Source organism: Epilithonimonas caeni DSM 17710 (assembly GCF_000426465.1).
Taxonomy (GTDB): Bacteria; Bacteroidota; Bacteroidia; order Flavobacteriales; family Weeksellaceae; genus Epilithonimonas; species Epilithonimonas caeni.
The window spans coordinates 108397-127187 of record NZ_AUFK01000020.1 but is presented as its reverse complement, the minus strand read 5'-3'; the positions used below and the strand labels follow the sequence as shown (position 1 = coordinate 127187).

Annotated in this window: 12 protein-coding genes; 8 read left to right on the top strand and 4 right to left on the bottom strand. The window is 40.5% G+C overall.

Annotation, left to right across the window (positions count from 1 at the left end):
* Positions 1–15: 15 nt before the first annotated feature.
* Complete coding sequence (locus K319_RS0114820) at positions 16–2145, bottom strand: DUF262 domain-containing protein (RefSeq protein WP_027384300.1); 2130 nt, start codon at positions 2143–2145, stop codon at positions 16–18.
* 185 nt (positions 2146–2330) lie between these two features.
* Here K319_RS0114820 and K319_RS0114815 point away from each other — a divergent pair, with 185 nt between their 5' ends.
* Complete coding sequence (locus K319_RS0114815) at positions 2331–2768, top strand: DUF1896 domain-containing protein (protein WP_027384299.1); 438 nt, start codon at positions 2331–2333, stop codon at positions 2766–2768.
* Entirely contained in the window at positions 2755–8205 is a 5451-nt protein-coding gene (locus K319_RS0114810) for an N-6 DNA methylase (protein WP_027384298.1), read from the top strand. The genes K319_RS0114815 and K319_RS0114810 overlap by 14 nt, the downstream gene beginning before the upstream one ends.
* Before the next feature lie 73 nt (positions 8206–8278).
* Here K319_RS0114810 and K319_RS0114805 read toward each other — a convergent pair whose 3' ends face one another.
* Positions 8279–9247 carry a YeiH family protein gene (locus K319_RS0114805; RefSeq protein WP_027384297.1) on the bottom strand — a complete coding sequence of 323 codons (969 nt, stop codon included), beginning with the start codon at positions 9245–9247 and terminating at the stop codon, positions 8279–8281.
* A 77-nt stretch (positions 9248–9324) separates the two neighbouring features.
* Positions 9325–10221: a LysR family transcriptional regulator gene (locus K319_RS0114800; protein ID WP_027384296.1), complete on the bottom strand. Its 897-nt coding sequence runs from the start codon at positions 10219–10221 to the stop codon at positions 9325–9327.
* A 301-nt stretch (positions 10222–10522) separates the two neighbouring features.
* Here K319_RS0114800 and K319_RS0114790 point away from each other — a divergent pair, with 301 nt between their 5' ends.
* The 6 genes from K319_RS0114790 to K319_RS0114760 all read left to right on the top strand — a co-directional run bounded on the left by K319_RS0114790 (position 10523) and on the right by K319_RS0114760 (position 16590).
* Entirely contained in the window at positions 10523–11266 is a 744-nt protein-coding gene (locus tag K319_RS0114790) for a substrate-binding domain-containing protein (protein ID WP_027384295.1), read from the top strand.
* A 191-nt stretch (positions 11267–11457) separates the two neighbouring features.
* Complete coding sequence (locus tag K319_RS0114780) at positions 11458–12348, top strand: hypothetical protein (protein ID WP_027384294.1); 891 nt, start codon at positions 11458–11460, stop codon at positions 12346–12348.
* A 411-nt stretch (positions 12349–12759) separates the two neighbouring features.
* Positions 12760–13689, top strand: coding sequence for a c-type cytochrome (locus K319_RS0114775; RefSeq protein ID WP_213083443.1), 930 nt, complete (start codon positions 12760–12762; stop codon positions 13687–13689).
* A 30-nt stretch (positions 13690–13719) separates the two neighbouring features.
* Positions 13720–14184 (top strand): DsrE family protein, encoded by a 465-nt coding sequence (locus tag K319_RS0114770; protein ID WP_027384292.1) that lies wholly within the window; start codon positions 13720–13722, stop codon positions 14182–14184.
* Positions 14185–14197: 13 nt separating this feature from the next.
* Positions 14198–15130: a molybdate ABC transporter substrate-binding protein gene (locus K319_RS0114765; protein ID WP_034671899.1), complete on the top strand. Its 933-nt coding sequence runs from the start codon at positions 14198–14200 to the stop codon at positions 15128–15130.
* A 188-nt stretch (positions 15131–15318) separates the two neighbouring features.
* Entirely contained in the window at positions 15319–16590 is a 1272-nt protein-coding gene (locus tag K319_RS0114760) for a YeiH family protein (protein ID WP_027384290.1), read from the top strand.
* 176 nt (positions 16591–16766) lie between these two features.
* Here K319_RS0114760 and mobC read toward each other — a convergent pair whose 3' ends face one another.
* Positions 16767–18767 carry a conjugal transfer protein MobC gene (gene mobC, locus K319_RS0114755; RefSeq protein ID WP_027384289.1) on the bottom strand — a complete coding sequence of 667 codons (2001 nt, stop codon included), beginning with the start codon at positions 18765–18767 and terminating at the stop codon, positions 16767–16769.
* Between the last annotated feature and the right edge of the window lie 24 nt (positions 18768–18791).

Below are 18791 nucleotides of genomic sequence, written 5' to 3'. Positions count from 1 at the left end.
ATAAATATTTTTCGGTTATTCTTTTCCATTATTTTCTTGCTCTGGAAGCATAAAATCGAGAAATAATAATTCTGCCTTAGCAGTTTCATCTTCAAATTTTAAGTCCCAACGTTTTTCCATAAATTCCAACAACTTATTACCTCTTTCAAGAATGGTATCAGGGTTCCAAGTTTCATATCGTGCAACTTCAATTTCTGAATGAGAACCGTCAGAATAACCTTGTCTTATCTTTTCGTTCCTATCATTATATTTTGCTTCTTTCTTATCATCAAAGCAATCGTTTTGTAAACTTGAATTTATGCTTTGTGATAATGGTAAAAGGTTACCTAAAGTTCCCTGAAAAAATGGTTGTTGTGCTTTTTTGTATATCTTGAAACTTTCTTTCCAATTTTTATGTGTTGGGGTTTGGGGATAAATATGTTCTATGGAAACTTTATCTTTTTCACTTTTCACAAACAACCTCCAATCAATCTTTTGGCTTCCTCTTTGTCTTACTTTGTCCATTTCATACTCATACAGGAAATATCGAAGCCCATTCCAGTAATAAAAACCTCCTCCGCTTTTAAATTTCTTATCAATAAATTTTTGGAAATAAGTATAATCAAAGTAGGTTGCGTCAGAATTTTCTGGAGTATAAAAGCAATAATTCATTCTGTCATTCAATCGTTGAATGATATTGTCAATTGTCAGTTCTCCATTTCTCAACTGCCTTGCTGCACGGTAAAATTCACTATTCCTATATGTTGAAAACGCCCGACTAAGCCTAAATGTAATGAATATGAACCGCTCGATTTCTCTGAAAAGCTGAACTCTCTTATCTGAAGTAATATCCTTACGTAAATAAACTACTGTCACAAGGGGACGGAAATAAATTATACCAATTCTGTTCAAACGGTCTATCCATAGACTTTCCTGAACGGTTAAGTCAGGATTGTTTATAGGATTGTGTGTATTATACCAATGAACGGCAGCAGCTTTCAAGCTATTTACATAATCTTCAATTTCTTTCGGAGAAAGCTGGGAACGCATAACTATTATTTCCTCTTCTCCATTTACCTCGACTTCTTCCTGGTCAGTGTCGTCATCCTCCCGCACTTCTTCAAATTCTTGTAAAGAACTTAGTCTTACTTCCGTTTTTGCATAAATATTTTGTGGTGTGAATTTCTGCTCTAACAAAAACCTGATATAATCATCGCCTTTTTCTCTTGTGTATTGAAAATACATTATCCAATGAGCCACTAAAAAATCATCATCGTTAAGCGGATTTTTTTTATTTCTCCCAAGTTGATAATAAACTTCTTTCCAAGCATCATTGATTTTTTCACGCAGCGAATTTCGTTCATCGTTTTTTAACTCTTTTTCATCGTATAAAGTTGTTAAGTATATCAGTCGATTTTTAAGAAGCTCCAAATTTGATAGCTTCTTTCCACGATTATTCATCGTTTCAAATGCAACAAAAACATCAAAATCATCACTTATTTCATAAACATTAAACATCAGGTTTTGCGTGACTTTTTTGAACAATGCTTCTATTTCAGTTAGACCGTATTTCTCAAAATAGTTTTGCAGATTTTCTTTGAAAAAGCGTTTAGCATTTTCAAGATTGAGGGTATAAAATGTTTCTTGGATTGTTCCGCTATTTGGCTCTAAAAAAACCTTATGACGTAAATATTTAAAACTTGGATTATCAACTTCGTACCCAAATTTGTATGTCGTAACAATAAATTGAGGCGGCTTTTCTATAACCAAGTATTCTTCCTTAATCGCTTTTAAACTAAAAGAACCAAGGTAAATCTCTTCATCTTTTTTGTCCTTGTTTTCAGGTATAGCTTTTAGCTGTTCAGAAATAGCTTGTATGAAAATTACAAATGTTGTCAATCGTTGCTGTCCGTCAACGATGTGAAAAGGTTTAAAGCCTCTGTCTTCGATTAACCATCGTTCATCATTCCAATTAGACCAGATATTTCTATCCACCTTTTTCAAAGAGAGTAAGCCTGTATAGTGAAACCTATCGGTAGGAAGATTTACTAAATCTTCCCAAAAATCTTTTAACTGTCTTGTTGTCCAAGCGTAGCCACGCTGGTAATCGGGTATCTTAAATATCCTGTCTTTAAAAATGCTCTTTAAGGGTTCTAATTCATTCATTATATTGATAGCTGCTATTTAAATAGTTAATTTTTTAAAGGTCAAAAATACAAATTAAAATCTTCATTATTAGTTAGTTTTACGCCAAACACTGCCTTTCAAAGCCAAACCCTGCAACATTCTCATAGGCATTAGCTACCGCTTCTAATTTTAGGATTTAAGTAAAATTCTAAAACAAAATCAGTATGGATGTACAGCAAAAAGACCTATCGTATTTCAGATTACGACTGCAAGAATTATTAAACAGCAGCTTCCCCGAAAAGGCGCACGACCAAAAATTTATCGACCAACGTTCTTCCTGGGCTGCTAATGCTTACGAGGGGGCTTTCCGTTCGGGAAACGCCGTTGAGCAATGTAATGAAATAGCCAACTACATACTTTTTGAGGGCTTGTACTTCTCCAAATTCGACACGGTTTTCAAAGTGGTATGCAATGAGTTTGATACCCTGATGGCAGACGAGGAACTGCGACCGTTCGCCCTGAAAATGTTTCCTGTTTGCGAACCTGTATTTGCGGGATATGAATTAACCGATGATTTCGCCTACGGGTATGAGTTCGATTTACTCTATACCGAACTGACAGGAACCATCGCAATATGGATTGAAGAAAATGGGCTTCAGTAAGCGTTCCCATCTCCAACAGAATATTGATGCCCTGCGAATTGTTTTTAAACTTGAAAAGGAGAAACGGCAAGCCACCGTAGGCGAAAGACTGCTAATGATGCAATACAGCGGATTTGGCGGTCTTAAATTCGTTCTGAACCCCGTAGAAAACGAAATTGACATCAATAACTGGAGAAAAACGGAACACGACCTTTTTCCGATTACGCAGGAACTCCACCAACTACTCAAAGAAAATTCCGAAGACGATAAGCAGTACCGCAGGTATGTAGATAGTATAAAAAGCTCCGTTCTCACGGCTTTTTATACGCCGCCAAAGGTCATAGATGTCATTTCCACCGTCTTGCGGGATAGCGGTTTGCAAATTGATAAATTCCTCGAACCCGCCGCAGGTATCGGCTCATTCGTTCAATCCTTTTCGGAAAACCAAAAAGCAACCATTACGGCTTATGAAAAGGACTTGCTGACAGGCAAGATTTTAAAGCAGCTTTATACCGACAGCAATATCCGTATAAGTGGTTTTGAGGAAATTCCCGAAAGGGAACAAAACAGCTACGATGTAGTTGCCAGTAATATCCCGTTCGGCGATACTTCCATATTTGACCTTTCTTATTCCCGCAGCAGGAACAGCGCAAAGGAACAGGCAGCCCGAAGCATACACAATTACTTTTTCCTGAAAGGGGCTGATATGCTCCGTGATGGCGGTATATTGGCTTTCATTACTTCACAAGGCATTCTAAACAGCCCTAAGAACGAGCCGATACGCAGAGCGTTAATGCAGGATAATAATTTGGTTTCCGTTGTTCGCTTACCTAACAACCTGTTTACCGAATATGCAGGTACGGAAGTCGGCAGCGACTTGATTATCCTGCAAAAGAATTTGGCGAAGCAAGGTCTGACCGAAAGGGAAGATCTGTTTTGCCAAAGTTTGCCAACGGAATACAATACACCTGGCAGTGCGCTCTTTCAGTACAGCAAAAGAATTGTGCATACCGATAGCAAGGTAGATACAGACCCATATGGAAAACCTGCCTTAATCTATACCCATAAAGGCGGTATTGATGGGATTGCCAGAGATTTGAAACAAATGCTTTCCGAAGATTTTGGAAAGCACCTGAATGTAGGTTTATACAAAGGTGAACAAAACGATGAACCTGTAATACAAATCCCGCTTCCACCGCCCGTAATACCTCCGGTTATAGAACCTGTAACCATCCGGCAACAACCGCAGCCCGAACCTACTCCGGTAATCCATCGGGAAAGCCCACAGGAATTAAAGCAGCTTAGCATTTTTGACCTGTTTGAAAATGCGGGGGAACCTATTGCCGTCATTGCCTTACCCAAAAGAGCCACCCGGAGCACAAGGCAAAGCCCACGAAAAAGAAAAGCTGCATTAGGTCGCCAAACAGACCTGTTCAATGGCGCAATGCAGCAAACGTATATACCGCCAAAAACCAATGATACTGCTAAGAATACGCCCAAAATAAACGGCAAACGTCAGGAAGTAATCGGCGACCTTTTTTCACAAAGCAATGGGAATGGCCAGACGGATAAGTCTGCCGTTCCTGATACCAATATCAATACCATTCCCGAACCTGCGCCGTACAGTGGCGAAGTGCAACGGTTCCACCGTAACGATTGCCTTGTCGTGGATAATGGTTGGGTCGGTTACCTGCAAGATGTAGATAGAAACAAAGAAAAAGCAACGGCAACCTTTCATCCGTTGCAATTACCATCGGCACAGAAAGCAAGAGCTGAAGCCTATATTGCCGTAAGGGACTGCTATATCGACCTGTACCAAAAAGAAGCGGAAAAGCAGAGCGAGCACAAAGAAGAACGGGAAACCCTGAACCGCCTGTACGATACCTTTACCAAAAAGTATGGCAATCTCAATACTGCCGACAATACCAAGCTGATAAAGACAGACAGCTCAGGTAAGGAAATCCCGTATCTGGAGCGTATCATTGGCGGTGTCATACACAAAGCGGATATTTTCAGCCGCCCTGTTAGTTTTTCTACCACCACCTTAGCAACCGACAATCCCGAAGAGGCTTTGGCGGCATCGCTGAACAAGTACGGCAATGTTGATTTGGATTTTATGTCCGAAATCAGCAGCCTGCCTGCCGATACGCTGAAAGAAGCCTTGCAAGGACGGTTGTTCTACAACCCGCTACAACAGGAATACGAAATAGCGGAACGATGGATTGCGGGCAACGTGGTTGAGAAAGCCAACGAAGTAAGAGCCTATCTCGAAAACAATCCCGATGATACCGAAGCCGAAGAAAGCCTTACCGCTTTAGAGGAAGCCCGACCAAGACGGATTGAATTTGAGGAACTGGATTTTAACCTCGGCGAACGGTGGATACCTACCGGGCTGTATGCCCGCTTTGCTTCGCACCTGTTCGATGCAGATGTGCACATTCATTACTCCGACAGTGCCGATGATTTTTCGGTAAAGTGTAGTCAAGGTAATATGCACATTTGGGAAAAATACGCCGTCAAAGCGGAAAGCCGCACGTTTGACGGTATTGCCCTGCTCAAACACGCCCTCGTCAATACCACACCGGATATTACCAAGAAAATAATCGTAGATGACCAAGAGGTCAAGGTACGGGATATGGAAGCCATACAAATGGCGAACACCAAAATAGACGAAATCCGTACCGCCTTTACCGACTGGCTCCACGCACAGAATGATGAATTTAAAAACAGGCTGACGGACCAGTACAACGATACGTTTAACTGTTTCGTCCGCCCCAACTATGACGGCAGCCATCAGGAATTTCCGGGCTTAGACCGTAAGGCATCAGGCATCGAAGACCTGTATTCAAGCCAAAAAGATGCCGTATGGATGATAAAGCTGAACAACGGTGCTATCTGCGACCACGAAGTAGGTGCAGGAAAGACGTTGATAATGTGTACAGGCGCACAGGAAATGAAGCGGTTGGGCTTAGCCCACAAACCGATGATTATCGGGCTGAAAGCCAATATACCTGCCATTGCCGAAGACTACCGCAAAGCCTATCCTCACGCTAAAATCCTTTATCCGGGTATTGATGATTTTGCGCCTAAAAAACGCCTGCGCATTTTCGGGGATATTAAAAACAACGACTGGGATTGTGTGATACTCACGCACGACCAGTTCGGGATGATACCCCAGTCCCCCGAAATACAAAAGGAAATCCTCGAAATAGAACTGGACAGCGTGGAGCGTAACCTCGATGCACTGAAATCGCAGGGCAAGGAAGTAACCAGGGGGATGCTCGCCGGAGTTATCAAGCGGAAAGAAAATCTTGAAGTAAAGCTGAAAACGCTGCAACACGATATTGAGAACCGCAAAGATGATATAGTGGACTTTAAAATGATGGGTATCGACCATTTATTTGTAGATGAAAGCCACCAGTTCAAAAACCTGATGTTCAACACCCGTCATACACGGGTTGCCGGACTGGGTAATGTGGACGGGAGCCAAAAGGCACTGAACCTGCTGTTTGCTATCCGCACCATTCAGGAGCGCACCAATGCGGATATGGGGGCAACCTTTCTTTCGGGTACGACCATCAGCAATTCATTAACGGAACTGTACCTGCTGTTCAAATACCTGCGTCCCCGTGCACTGGCGAAACAGGGCATTAATTCCTTTGATGCGTGGGCAGCCATTTACGCAAGAAAAACGACCGATTATGAATTTTCAGTAGCTAACAATATTGTAGCCAAAGAACGTTTCCGCTACTTTATCAAAGTGCCGGAACTGGCGCAGTTCTATTCAGAAATCACGGATTACAGGACAGCAAAGGATATTGGTATCGACCGCCCCAATAAGAACGAGGTATTGTGCAATATACCGCCTACACCTGACCAGGAAGATTTTATACAAAGCCTGATGCAGTTTGCCAAAAATGGCGATGCGACTTTGCTCGGTAGATTACCGCTATCCCAAAGGGAAGAAAAAGCAAAGATGCTCATTGCTACGGACTATGCCCGTAAGATGTCGCTTGATATGCGTTTGGTAAGCGGGATATATGAAGACCATCCTGACAATAAGGCTTCGCATTGTGCGGCAAACATCGCCAAGTATTACAAAGAGTTCAACGCACAGAAAGGAACGCAGTTCGTGTTCTCCGATTTGGGAACCTATAAGCCGGGCGAATGGAATGTGTACGCCGAAATCAAACGCAAGCTCGTAGAAGACCACGGCATACCTGCAAACGAAGTGCGGTTTATTCAGGAAGCGAAAAATGATAAGCAGCGCAAAGACCTTATCAATGGAATGAACGAGGGTAAAATCCGGGTGCTGTTCGGTTCTACCAGTATGTTGGGCACGGGTGTGAATGCGCAGAAAAGAGCCGTAGCCGTGCATCATTTAGATACGCCGTGGCGACCGTCTGACCTTGCCCAAAGGGACGGGCGGGCAATCCGAAAAGGTAACGAGGTTGCCAAGTTCTTTGCCGATAACAAAGTAGCCGTGATTATCTACGCCGTAGAAAAATCACTGGACAGCTACAAGTTTAACCTGCTCTACAATAAGCAGCTTTTCATCGACCAGTTAAAGACCAACAACCTGACCAAAAGGACGATTGACGAGGGAAGTATGGACGAAAAATCGGGAATGAACTTCTCGGAATATGTGGCAATCCTGTCAGGAAATACAGACCTGTTGGATAAAGCTAAACTGGAGAAACAGATTGCCGGACTGGAAAGCGAAAAGCAGGCGTTCAACCGTTCTAAATTCAGTGCCAAATCTAAAGTGGAGAACTATACGGAAATGCTACAAAGCACCCAATCCCGCTTGAAGCGGATGAGCACGGACTGGGAAAACTTAGAGCAACGCCTGCAAAAGCGTTCGGATGGTACAATCGAAAACCCTGTGCTGTTGGATGGCTTGCCACCGAATGCCAACCCGAAACAAATCGGTGCGAAGCTCAACCAGATTGCAAACAAAGCCCACACCGGGGGGCAGTATGATGAAATCGGTACGCTGTATGGTTTTACGCTGTTGGTAAAAACAGAATTGACACAAAAAGACAGTGCAAGCCTTGTCGAAAAGACCAACCGTTTTTTTGTCCAGGGCGAGGGCAATATCAAATACACGTTCAATAACGGTGTAATGGCGAAAGACCCTGAAACCGCCGCAATGAACTTTATCCGGGCATTGGATAAGCTGCCGGGCTTTATCAAGCAGGAAGAGGATAAGATTGCGGAAATCCAAAAAGACCTGCCCGTGCTTCAGGACGTGCTCAACGGTACGTGGGCTAAGGAAAGTCGATTGAGCGAACTCAAAACGGAACTGGCTGCCGTAGAACGGAAGATACAGCTATCCATTACGCCGGAAACAAAAACAGATGCTCCGGAGCAGGAAGAAAAGAAGAAAGAAACCACGGCGGTTCAGGAAAGCATTGTGCGGGTAAAAGGTGTGCATATGCCCCGTGGCGTATTGTAGTAACCGAACATACAGGCAATAAAAAAGGGAGGCGTTAAAACCTCCCTTTTATTTTATCCCTCCTGCATAAATGCTATAAATATATTACGGCTAAAGCTGCTGGCAACGCTATAAGCACCCATAGAATAAATCCCTGTATTATCGGTTTAAATCCAACGGATGCTAAAACATTTCTTGTCAAGCCTGCCCCGATTAAAAACAGTGTGATGGTCATTCCTGTTTTGGAAACGCTTACAATGTAGCTTCCTATCTTTTCAAAAAACGGGATATAGGTATTGAGTAAAATGGCAACGACAAATAATCCAATGAAGTAAGGTATTTTTATTTTCGAGCTTTTCGATTTGAAAATTACCGAACTGGCAAAGGCAATGGGAATTATCCATAATGCTCTTGTGAGTTTGACCGTCGTAGCGATTTGCAGTGCTTCGTTTCCGTATTTACTGGCGGCTCCAACAACCGAGCTTGTATCTTGTATTGCAATGGCGCACCACAATCCGAACTGTGTTTGCGACAGATGAAGCATATGACCCACAATAGGGAATAGAATAAGCGCAATGGAGTTGAGAATGAATATAGTGCCTAAAGCTACGCTTATCTGTTTTTCTTTAGCGTTGATAATGGGCGAAACTGCTGCAATAGCACTGCCTCCGCAGATGGCTGTACCGATTGAAATCAGAAAAGATATTTCTTTGCTAATTTTAAGACTTTTTCCGACAATATATCCCAATACAAGGACGATAAGAATTGAAAGAACTGTCAGTAGAATACCATCCTTACTTGCTTTCAACGCTGTGCCTATATTCATTCCGAAGCCTAAACCTACTACCGAAACTTGCAATAACAGGTGTGTAGCTTTATGATTAAGGTGCAAATAGGGATGTCCGATAAATTGTGCTATAATTATTCCCAAAAGCAATGCTAATGGTGGAGATATAAAGGGTGACAGGCAGAATACAAGTGATAAAAGAAAAATCAATTCCCTGGTTGTGATGCTTCGGTCTAAAATCTTTTTTTTGTCATTATTAAGTGGGTTGCTTTTCATAGCACTAAAATTGTTTAATTATTTAGTGCAAATTTCTGCAAGACTGAAAAAACAGGGAAATGACTATTCCGAATGTATCATAACTTCAGGTTATTTAGGTTCAGGTGTTTTAAAAAAACATCGTTTAAAAAATGGGTATCTCCTTGCTGCGTTATATAGTAGAAATAACGCTCTATTTCCAAATCTTTAACGTCAACAATTTTTAATAACCCATTCTTCAATTCATTAAATATTGCACTTATTGACAGGAATGCGTAAGAATTGGAATTTAATAGATATGACTTTATACTTTCAGTGCTTTCAAATTCCATATCTATATTTAGTGATGAAACATTTATTCCGGCTTTCTTTAACGCTGCTGCTATTACTTCACGTGAACCCGAACCTCCCTCCCGGATAATTATGGGTAATTGCTGTAAATCTTTTAATGTAATCATTGCCTTGTTTAAAGTGTGGTTGGAAGTTTTCGTACACAAGACAATTTCATCCTTAACCAAAGGCAAATATTTCAAATCTTTTCGTTTGGTATGCCCCTCTACGATAGCTAAATTGATTTTGTTTTCTATCAGTAGATTTTCAACGTTTTCCGTATTATTTACAGACAATGAAATTTTCAGGTTCGGAAATTTCTGTTTGAAAGAAGCCAGATACGCAGGTAAGAAGTATTGCGCTACGGTTGTACTTGCGCCAATTTGAAGTGTTCCCTTTACATCTTTTGTCAGTGCTGCAAGTTCAAATTCTATATTCCTGTGTATATTAAAGATTTCTTCGGCATACTTTAGAAGAACGTTCCCCGCTGGTGTTAATTTTATGCGAGTGCCATTCCTTTCAAAGAATTTGCTTTTATAAAATGTTTCAATCTCGTGGATATGCTTACTGACCGCAGGTTGGGTAATAAATAATTCTTCAGCGGCTTTGGTAAAATTCAGCCGCTTTGCAACAACATAAAATACTTTTAGTCTAAAATCAAGCATAGTGTAAAATGTAAGAATTAGGTTCTACAAAAATACAATATATATTTTCTAACAGACTACTCTAACGCATTCCATCTGGCTCTTTAATAACTTTAGGTTATTTCAGATAAAAAAATGACATTTTGACAAGACTTGATATTTTTCAAATTTTGCACTACAGAAGAGGATAAAAAGCGAATGCCTTATCTGAGGCAAGAGAAATATTAATAAGGTTAAAAATGGTTCGTTGCAGATTTACAACTTTCTGTAAACATTTGAAAATCTTAAAAACTAAATAATTATAACAGCTAAAATCGATCATATGAAAACTAATTTTTTTTGTTTGTGTGCAGCTTTGGCTTTGCCTTTCTTTTCCATAGCGCAGACGGATACGCTTTTTGTTTACGGTCCGGGAGGACCTTTAAGTCCGTTCAAGGAATGCGCCGCTAATTTTGGAAAACAGAACAACGTAGTTGTGCAGGTAGTTGGAGGCCCCGATAACGTATGGAGGGATAATGCAATACAAAACGGAGACCTTATTTTCGGGGGAGCAGAGTATATGTTGACGGCATTTATAGCAAACAACGAAAATCTCATCGAAAAAAGTACAAGAACATCACTTTACCAACGGGGCGCCGCTATCTTAGTTCGTCCCGGCAATCCAAAAAATATTTTGGGAATAAAAGACCTGTGTAAGAAGGGCGTAAGAATAATGGATGTCAACGGAGCAGGACAGTTGGGTATGTGGGAAGACCTCGCTGGAAAACAGAATTTAATAAGCTGTATAGCGAAAAACATAATCCGTTCTTTTCCCAATACAGCACTTGCTATCTCAGATTGGAAGAGCAATCCGGATTATGATGCTTGGATTACATACAGTTCTTGGAATAAGAACTTGGACAAACTCACGGAAGCTGTTAAAATCTCCAGTGACATACAAGTATATAGAGGTACTCCTATCGTGATGACAAAAAAGGGTTACAAAAGCCGGATGGCGAAGGATTTTATTCAATATTTAAAGTCCGATGATGCGCACCGTATCTTCCAGAAATGGGGTTGGGAATAATTAATTTGTCACCTGTTGTTCATTATGGGGTGTAGTCCAAAAAATGAACCTGAAACTTTTAATATGGAAGCTTCGCTTCCCCAAAATTTCGGGTTTGACAAGATGGATTTAAGAGCTATTACCTTGTCATCTGGCACTGAAACCCGCACTATTTCCTCCAAGAAAATTTATAAACAATCAAATATAAAAAAATGAAAAAAGTTAACCATTTTTCAAAGCTGTTTACAGCTTTCGCCGCAGCTTTATTATTCATGTCCGTCATTACCGGATGTTCCAAAGATGATGATAAAGGCACAGAACCTATAGCAAAAGATGTACAGCTGACTACGAATGCCACCCTTGGTGACATTCTTACCGACAAGGAAGGCCGAACCTTGTACTATTTTGCTAATGATGCGACATCAGCCAACAATTGTACAGGCAATTGTGAATTGGTGTGGCCCGTATTCAATGTAGAAAATCTGTCGGCAGAAAAGTTGGGCTCCGGACTTGATCTGTCAGATTTTAACACTATTACGACAGGATCAGGTAAAAAACAATTAACTTACAAAGACCGCCCATTGTATTATTATGCACCTGCTGTAAGTGGTAAAAATACCCAAGAAGCTCCCGGACAGACTAACGGTGAAAACGTGGGTGGGGTTTGGTTTGTTGCAAAACCTGATTATACAATCATGTTGACCAATGCACAACTTATTGGCCATGATGAAAAAAATTACACCTCAACTTACACCGAAGGTACCGGGAAGACACTGTATTTTACAGATGCAAAGGGCGTGACACTTTATACGTTCAAGAACGACAAGCAGAACAAAAATAATTTTACGGCTCCTGATTTCTATAACAATGGTGTGTGGCCTATTTATGAAACAGATAAAATAGTGGTGCCCTCTTCTTTGGATAAATCTCTTTTTGGGTCAATAACCGTGTTTGGAAGAAAACAGCTCACTTACAAAGGATGGCCGCTTTATCATTTTGGAAAGGATAATATGGTCATGGGTTCCAATAAAGGTGTATCTTTTCCAATGCCTGGTGGTGTATGGCCGGTACCTGTCAAGGATATGCCTGTAGCAACACCTTGATGAGTTCATCGTTATATCTTGAAGCGAATAAATTACAGAATGAGCAGGTATGAACGACCTGCTCATTCTGTTTAGTTCTATTTTTATGGGCATTCCGGCATCTATACCCAAAATACTTCAGCTGCATATTACGATTGTTGAATTAATTTGCTAATAATAAAAATTAGGATAACATATATTACCCGACTGCTCTATTGCATAGTTCCATCTGGCTCTTTAATAACTTTAGGTTATTGGTAATAAATAAGTGTCATTTTAATATCATTTAATGATTTAAGAAGTTTGTGTTATCAATAGATGACTAAGAAATTTGTTATGAATGAAAATGATAAAGAAAAAAGCCTTTCAGATGTCAGAGGAATATTAAGGAACCTAAACCTCTTATTAGTACTTTGTATCATTCTTTTAATTTTGGTACCCCTTTGGGCTTATATAGGTGAGCATAAACCAGCTACAACTCCAATTCCTGAAACTGAAAAGACTAATCAAGCGAATGTTTCAATTATTACAGAAGATTATATAATTCCTCCTTTCGATAGTACGCAAGAAGGTAAAATGGCTGAATATGGCCATCGTCTGATCACAGAAACATACGCTCTTGTAGGACCTGGAACCAAATTAGCCATAACGGGAAATAGACTTGCCTGTTCCAGTTGCCATCTCAATGGTGGAACAAAACCATTTGCAGCACCATACATAGGACTTAGTGGTGTGTTTCCAATCTACATCGGGCGCGAGAATAAAGTTGTGTCACTTGAAGAGCGGGTTAATGGGTGCTTTGAGCGGAGTATGAATGGAAAGGCAATTGATGTAAATAGTAATGAGATGCGGGCTATTATAAGTTACATAAAACACGTTAGTAAAGATGCACCTGTGGGCAAAAGAATAAAAGGACAGGGATTTGTGGATTTCAAAGTTCCCGACAGGGCTGCGGATTTAGAAAAAGGAGCTTTGGTTTATAAAAATTCTTGTGTGTCCTGTCACGGAGCTAATGGCGAAGGTATTAAGGGGAGTGCCGGAAACAGGGAAGGCGGATATATTTATCCCGCATTATGGGGTAGTGATAGCTATAATGATGGAGCAGGAATGGCAAGGTTACTCACAGCAGCCAAGTTCATCAAAGGTAATATGCCTTTTGGCGTTACACACGATGCGCCGTTACTTAGCGATGAGCAGGCTTATGACGTGGCGGCTTACATCAATAGCCACAGCAGACCGGAAAAAGTCAATAAAGAATTGGATTATCCAAATCGGTCTAAAAAACCGAAAGACTGTCCTTACCCTCCTTACGCTGATGCTATTCCACAGGCACAGCACAAAATCGGCCCATTTAATTTTTGAAATAAATTTTTTAACTAAATAAGTATTAACATGAAACAGAAATTGATTTTATTAGCTTTTATCGCTACTTCATTTTTTATGACACAAGCTAAAGCCCAACAAACATTGGAACAGAATAAGCAGTACAATGGAGCAACAGCTAACAAGCAAATCTACAAGGCGATTTATCAAATGGACAATGCTTCTCCCGAAATTATCAAAAAAACGATAAGGAACATTAATAATTTGCTGAATGACCCACGGCTTAAAGGAAAATTGCAGGTTGAACTGATAGCGTTTTCCGGAGGCACGGAAGCTTACCGCAAAGGCAGCGAATACGAGGATGCCATTAAAGGGTTGATTTCAAAAGGTGTTATTGTTGCCCAATGCCTAAATACTTTAAAGGAACGCAAAATAGACAAAAGTGAACTGTACGATTTCCTGGCTTATGTACCAACCGGAAATGGAGAACTCTTAATCAGAGCAAGCGAAGGATGGACAATTATCAAACCATAAAACGTAAAAGAAAATGAAAATATTTAAAAAAGTTAATTATCGTCTGTTATTATTTTTCTTGATTTTTACTTCTACAATGAGTGTCAAGGCTCAGGATGTCCATCGGTTCGACCCACCATGGAATACACCTCCAAAGTCAGCGGTTGAGTTTACAATACAGGGTATCAATAATGTACCGGATTTGTACGGCGATATAGTTGACCCACAGTTGGTTGTGTTTTTTGCCGGTAATCAGTTCATGTGCATTGACGAGCTGTTAGCAGGTTTTAAAAAAAAGCATCCCCAGATTGAGCGCATCTTTGCTGAAACTTTGCCTCCAGGTATATTAGCTAAACAGATAGAAGGCGGTTCGCTGACCATCGGAAACCTGCGTATTACTCACAAACCGGATGTCTATACCGCAGGGAAGTCAAGAATAGATTTGATGAAAGACCATTTCAGTCGGATTGAAACGTATGCATACAACCAACTTAGTCTTATGGTACCAAAAGGCAATCCCAAAAAAGTACAGGGGCTTGCAGACCTTAAATCCAAAAATGTAAGGGTAAGTATGCCTAATCCTGCGTGGGAAGGCATCGGCAGGCAAATAAAAGCCGCGTATAGAAATGCCGGAGGGGAAGCATTGGACAAAGCCATAATGGAAACTAAAGTGAAAGACGGTTCGACTTATCTTACACGAATACATCATCGGGAAAGCCCTTTGAGGATACTTCTTGGGAACAGTGATGTAGCACCTGTCTGGACTTCAGAAGTTGTTTATCAAAAGATGATTGGACACCCTGTGGAAGAAGTGAAAATACCGCAGGAACAAAATGTCAAAGCCACATACCGGGCAGGTAGGCTCAAAAATGCTCCACGACCAGAAGCTGCGGATTTGTTCATGGATTACCTAATTTCCGATGAAGCAAAGAAAATTTACAAAAAATACGGATTTGAAGTTGATTAGGCTTTCGATGGAATTTTTTTTAAAGAGGTTTCGATAAACTTTAATTGTATTCAACATTTTCGTTTTCCACGACAGTATATCAGTTCATTGTAATGGCTCCAACTTGCTTATTTGGAAAATCATGGACCTGAATACGTATTGAAAATAGTTTTATATAGTTATCTTGCAAGGTTATCAATTTAATATTAATGGATATAGAAAAATCTCGTACAAATCAAAATCTAGGTATTACCGAGGATTGGACTGTTGTAATCCTCGGTTTTGTTTTAATTGGTTTATCTGTCTTCGGACTTTCAATCGCTGTTCCCACCTATAAATGGGAAAATGTCAGTGATTTTACCAATATCGTTTCAACAAAGAACCTTTCAGGTATTTTACAACAATTTACAATCGTTTATTTACTGATCATCTTTGGCAATCTTCTGATGGGAAAGCCCATTGCCAATGTTGCTAAAGGATTTCCGCTGGTTTTTGTATTGACGATTGGTGCGCTGTGTATCTCCGGCAATTCGTTCCTAAAAGAGATGGGATTGGAAGCGGTTATCTTCAGTTTGTTAATAGGTTTGTTAGTGGGTAATTTATTCAAACTCCCTCTATGGTTTAGAAGCGCTCTGAATGCGGAGCTTTTTGTTAAAATAGGCTTGGTACTTCTTGGTACCAATATTATTTTTTCGGATATTCTTGAAGCAGGCATTTTAGGTTTGTTACAATCATTAATGGTTGTACTTTCGGTATGGTATTTTGCATATTGGCTTTGTCGGAAACTTAAAGTAGACGATGAATTGACCATGATGATTTCCAGTGCGGTATCCATATGCGGAGTTTCGGCAGCTATCGCTACATCTGGTGCCATTAAGGGCGATCAGAAAAAGCTATCATATGTCGTTTCTATGGTGCTTATAACGGCTATTCCTATGATGCTCGGCATGCCATATCTGGCAAAGCTCATGGGTTTGTCGCACGAGGTCACCGGAGCCTGGTTGGGCGGAAGTATTGATACATCGGGTGCTGTGGTAGCCTCCGGCAGTCTGGTTGGTGACAGAGCACTGGAAATAAGCACCATTGTAAAGTTTTCGCAGAATGTATTGCTTGGGGTTGCAGCATTGGCTATTTCTATCTATTGGACATATCGCGGTGCCCCTGCTGGCGGAACGGTCGAAAAGCCAAGCCTAAAGATAATTTGGGAGCGGTTTCCAAAGTTCGTGTTGGGTTTTATAGCGGCATCAGTACTTTTTTCTTTTTTTCTTCAACAGGAAACAGTGACCAGTATAAAAGGTGGGATTAAGGAAGTTCAAGGGCTTTGGTTTGCCTTGGCATTTACAAGTATTGGTTTGGAAACCAATTTTAAAGATCTCATTAGTAACAATAACCTCAAGCCATTTTTCGCCTTTACAATTGCTCAATTATTTAACGTTGTTGTTACTCTAATCATCGCATCCTTGCTTTTCGGCAATATATAATTGGTTATAAAGGGCAATTGCCAGACTTAGAAAAAGCAAAAAGAGATGTATTGCATCTCTTTTTGCTTAGTGTGTTAACAAGATTTAAATGTCTTACTTCTTTTGTCAATATGGATATCACTACTCTTTACTTAATAGTAGATACTGAATAAAAATCGGTTGTAACAAGTTATTGTTTATCCCTCCTGTACCAAATGTTGTAAATTCGGGTCATTCTTGATGCGCTCCATTTCACTTTCCACAATATGCAGGACATCTGATTTTATCTGACGGTAATTGCTGTCAATCTGCTGCTTCATCTTATCCTCGCCCTGCTCATCCACAAAAGATAAAATCTGCGGTATCTTCTGATAGGCTTTTGTTTCGGCAGCTACCTTGTCATTATCGACAACGATTTCAGCGTGAAATATCTTTTGGTCGATACGTTCATCGAAATTATCGGAGATAGCACCCACAAACATCCCCTGCGTTAAGGTTGAAATTTTAGAGGCAGGTATCAGGCTATCCAACTGGGTAGATATAGAGGTAGATTTATCATTTCGGTTGATGGTCATGCTCTGGCGTTTCTGCAATACCTTGCCAAAGCGTTCCGATAGGCTTTTAGCAGTTTCTCCAACCACCTGACCACTGAAAACATTACCGACGGTATTCTGTATTACCTTACTCTCTTTGTCGCCGTAATCCCTTGTTAACTGCGAAAAATCCTGAAATCCCAGGCATACCGCCACCTTATTACTTCTCGCAGTTGCGATAAGATTGTCCAGTCCCCGAAAATAAATTGTGGGCAACTCATCTATGATGACCGAACTCTTTAATTGCCCTTTCTTATTGATGAGCTTGACAATACGTGAATTATACAATCCCAATGCAGCCGAATAAATATTTTGTCGGTCGGGATTGTTACCCACGCATAAAATTTTTGGTTCTTTCGGGTTGTTGATGTCCAGCGAAAAATCATCGCCCGTCATTACCCAATACAACTGCGGACTAATCATTCTTGACAATGGTATTTTTGCCGATGCAATTTGCCCCTGTAACTGGTCTTGTGCTCCGCCCTGCCACGCATCCATAAAAGGAGACAAATAATTTTCCAAATCCGGGTATGAGGTTAAAATTGTAAATACATCCGAATACTTCTTATTTAGCAATTCAATAGCGTGAGGAAAAGTGCAATATTTACCATTCTCATAGATTTTCAGATACCAGACTATTGCAGCAAGCAATATGATTGGGCTTTCTACGAAGAAATCCCCTTGCTTCTGTATCCACGACCTGTTGAGGTTCAGCATGATGGTATATGCCGCTTCGTAAGCATCCGATATGTCCGTCATAAAATCAGGATTGAGTGGGTTGCAGCGGTGGCTCTTGCGTGGATCATCGAAATTTATTACATAAAATTTCGGCTGAACTCTGTACTTGTCCCGATGCTTCAGTAAGTGATTGTAGGCAATAGTAGAAAGGTCGTCAAACTTGAAATCGTAGATGTACATACTAAAGCCTTTCTCAATCTGCTGCTTAATATAGTTGTTTACAATAGCATACGATTTACCGGAACCCGGAGTACCCAATACGATTGATGCCCTGAAAGGATTTACAATATTTATCCAACCGTGGTTCCATTTTCCTTTATAGTAAAATTTGGTGGGCAGGTTTACGGAATATTCATTTTCCATTAGCTTTGTTTCCTGCTGAAAACTCTCGTTTTCGTTGTTGAAAACATCATCCATGAGGTTAGTGCGCAGCAATCGGCTCATCCATACGCCCGCCATCAGTAAGGCGATATAGCCCAATGAGATTGTAAGGATATACAGAAAAGTGCCTATTACCGGAGATAGCTTTAGCAGTGATGTATTCAGAAAGAACAGCACGAAACCAATGCCCAAAGCCACATAAATTTTAGTCCAGGTTATCTTTTCATTCTTTACACCTTTGGTTCCCAGACAGCTTAAAGCCAACAAGACCAAAGCAAAAACTTTGGTATATAAGGTATGTGAAAACAAACCTGCCGTCCGGTCGAAATTTCCTAGTATTTTGTTGATTACTTCCAGTGTCCAGCCACGCTCTAAAAAGAACCCGTAGCAGAACCAATAAAGGTGCATCAGTACCAATAGAATACTGACTGCCCGCATAAAAGCCATTATCTTGGCTAAGCCTCTTAAATCGTCTTCTCCCTGCATTATTTTAAGTTTTAATGTTCGGGC